Raw genomic sequence first — 2,768 nt, 5'->3', positions numbered from 1 at the left:
GGCGGGGATCGCCAGGCGACCCTTCGCATCCATATTGATGGCATGACTGCCGAGAAAATTGCTCATTTACGTCAGCTCTGACCTGCGTGACCGGGTCCGGACCCCGGTTCCTGGTGACGGCACGGGAGAACCCTCCCTTCATTCCCACTCTTTACCCTGGGAAAACCACCAAAAACCACTAGAATCCACTTTTTCCCACTTCTGCACACTATAGAAACACGCCGAACACAATGCAAGCGACGTCAGAGGCTCCACAGATGGAAAAGTTTCTTTTATGACAATGAGTTACGGCGCCAGAGTCAGGCCAGGCCAGAGATTGCGAGCAAGAAAAACAGAGAAATCAGCCACCTGCAGCAAATACCGAAGATGACAAGTGAGGTTTAAGATTATTTGGCTATAAAAAATCGGTGTTAGGCGTGACGCCGTTCACGGCCGGCCATGGGTGGTCGGCCGGCATCTACGGCGGGAATGAGGTGAGTTCGTCGGTAAGCCGGGTTCTGTCTTGGACAGTCATTCATCTAGGACCTGCGTCACCGCAGGTCTCAAGCAACCTACCCGAATCCAGCGCGGGCCACGCCATCGGATTCCTATTTGGTCTTGCTCCAGGTGGGGTTTGCCATCGCCGTGGACTGTTGCCAGCCACGCGGTGCGCTCTTACCGCACCATTTCACCCTTACCGGCGCCCGAAGGCGCTTAGGCGGTATACTTTCTGCTGCACTTTCCGTCGGCTCGCGCCGCCCAGGCGTTACCTGGCACCTTGCCCTGTGGAGCCCGGACTTTCCTCCCCCAGCGAGCTGGCGGCGACTGTCTGACGAACTCAGGCGTGACCATACCGGCGACCCCCGGCGCGCGCAAGCAAAATCGCCAGGGTCAGGGCTGGTCTTTCAGGGCCAGCGCCCGCTGGTAGAGATCGTTGCGGGAAATGCCGGTGAGTTCCGCCCCCAGACGCACCACCTTCTTGACCGGCAGCTCCGCCAGCAGCAGGGTCAGAAAGCGGTCCACGTCCAGGTCCGGCGCCTCCGCCGGACGCTCCGGCGCACCCTGCACCATCACCACGAACTCACCCTTGCTGGCGTAGGGATCCGCCTCCAGAAGCCGCGCCACCTCCTCGGCGGTGCCGCTGTAGAAGGTCTCGAACGCCTTGGTCAGTTCCCGCGCCAGCACCACCGGGCGGTCCGCGCCCATCACCTCGGCCAGCAAGGCGGCGGTTTCAAGAATACGGTGGGGCGACTCGTAGAACACCAGGGTGGCGGGCTCCCGGACCAGGGCTTCCAGTGCGCTTCGCCGCGCCGCCCGTTTGGTGGGCAGGAACCCCTCGAACCGGAACCGGTCGGTTGGCAGACCGGCAGCGCTCAGGGCGGCCACCAGGGCACAGGGTCCGGGCACCGGGCTGACCCGGATACCGCGCTGACGGGCCTCCCGGACCAGGACATAGCCCGGGTCCGAAATCAGTGGCGTACCGGCGTCGGATATCAGCGCCACCTGGGCCCCGGCCAACAGCCGGTCGATGACGGCACTGGTGCGGTCCCGCTCGTTGTGGTCGTGGATCGCCACCATGGCTTTCTGGATGCCCAGGTGCTGGAGCAGGCGCCCCGAGTGGCGGGTGTCCTCGGCCGCCACCACATCCACCTTGCGGAAGGTCTCCATCACCCTCGGTGACAGGTCGTCGAGGTTGCCGATGGGGGTGGCCACTATATAAAGAACCCCTTCGGCGGAGCCGACATGGATGGGATCGGAAGACACAGGCAACCTCTTTTATCGATCGGAATGACGGCAACGTCATGAGAATTGAGCCGCGAGCTGGTAAACTTCGCGTTCGAGCATGATGCCGGCCTTTACCCGGCGCCACAAGCCTACCCCTGGAGCCGTGTGAGCCACACATGACAGATCGAGTTCCGAACCCAAGCCGTTTTGTCGCCATCCTGGCCATGACCCTGGTCATTGCCGTCACCGGCTGCGCGCCCATCAGCCTCAACCCGGACGCGGCCCAGACCCCCGAGGAATTCCTCGCAGTGGCAAGGTCCATGGATGAAGCGGTGGAAGCCCAGCGCTACCTGATGAGGACCGCCGACCAGCTGCAGAGCGAAGGCCGGCACCGGGACGCCAGACGCCTGCTGCAGAGTGAGCTGGTATCGCCGCCGGCCGAGCCCCTGCGTGACCAGTATCTGCTGCTGGCCATGGCCGGCGCGGTGGCGCTGGACGATCCCGAGTGGGCCGGGCAGATTGCCGACAGCCTTAACGTTGACCAGTTCGGCCAGTACCGGGAAGACCTCAAACCTCAGGCGGCCCGTCTTCAGGTAGACATTTTCCGGCTGGCCCGGCAGCCGCTTCAGGCCGCCCTCACCCTGATGGCGACGCCGCCCGACATGGTCTTGCCCGCCAACGAACGCAACGACCGGATCTGGCAACTGCTCAAGCGTGTGCCGGCAAGCGCGATCCGGAATCGCAGTGAGCAGGCCATCGGCTATGACTCCCAGGGCTGGTTCGAGCTGGCCCTGATGCTGCGGGAACCGGGCATGAGCCTGGAGGATCAGGGCAAGGCCATCCGAAGCTGGCAGGCCAACTGGGCGGGCCACCCTGCGGCCAGCCAGCTGCCCAGTGAGCTGTCGCTGATCCCCATGCTGTCCCAGGAGCGGCCGGAGAAGATCGCCCTGGCGCTGCCGCTGTCGGGCCCCCTGGCCAGCGCCGGGGCCGCTGTCCGGGACGGCTTCATGGCGGCCTTCTACGCGGACCCCAGCGCCGACGATTTTGATATCGAGATCACCATC

2 protein-coding genes, 1 other RNA gene and 1 pseudogene are annotated in these 2,768 nt (G+C 63.9%); 1 reads left to right on the top strand and 3 read right to left on the bottom strand.

Annotated elements, in window-relative coordinates; translation table 11 throughout:
* The 3 genes and pseudogenes from R3280_RS16560 to rsmI all read right to left on the bottom strand — a co-directional run.
* Positions 1-66: pseudogene (locus R3280_RS16560) on the bottom strand (cell division/cell wall cluster transcriptional repressor MraZ); the annotation flags it as partial.
* 404 nt (positions 67-470) lie between these two features.
* Positions 471-820, bottom strand: an RNA gene (gene rnpB / locus R3280_RS16555) — RNase P RNA component class A.
* Positions 821-870: 50 nt separating this feature from the next.
* On the bottom strand, positions 871-1,749 hold the full coding sequence (rsmI, locus tag R3280_RS16550; protein WP_413468800.1) for a 16S rRNA (cytidine(1402)-2'-O)-methyltransferase: 879 nt from the start codon (positions 1,747-1,749) through the stop codon (positions 871-873).
* A 131-nt stretch (positions 1,750-1,880) separates the two neighbouring features.
* On the opposite strand from rsmI, the gene R3280_RS16545 reads away from it, so the two are divergent.
* The coding region (locus R3280_RS16545) for a penicillin-binding protein activator (RefSeq protein ID WP_318999710.1) at positions 1,881-2,768 on the top strand (888 nt) is incomplete at its 3' end.

It is taken from the genome of Marinobacter sp. (genome assembly GCF_033722195.1).
Lineage (GTDB): Bacteria > Pseudomonadota > Gammaproteobacteria > Pseudomonadales > Oleiphilaceae > Marinobacter.
Note: the sequence above shows the minus strand (reverse complement) of the source record. Positions and strands in the feature narration are given on the sequence as shown.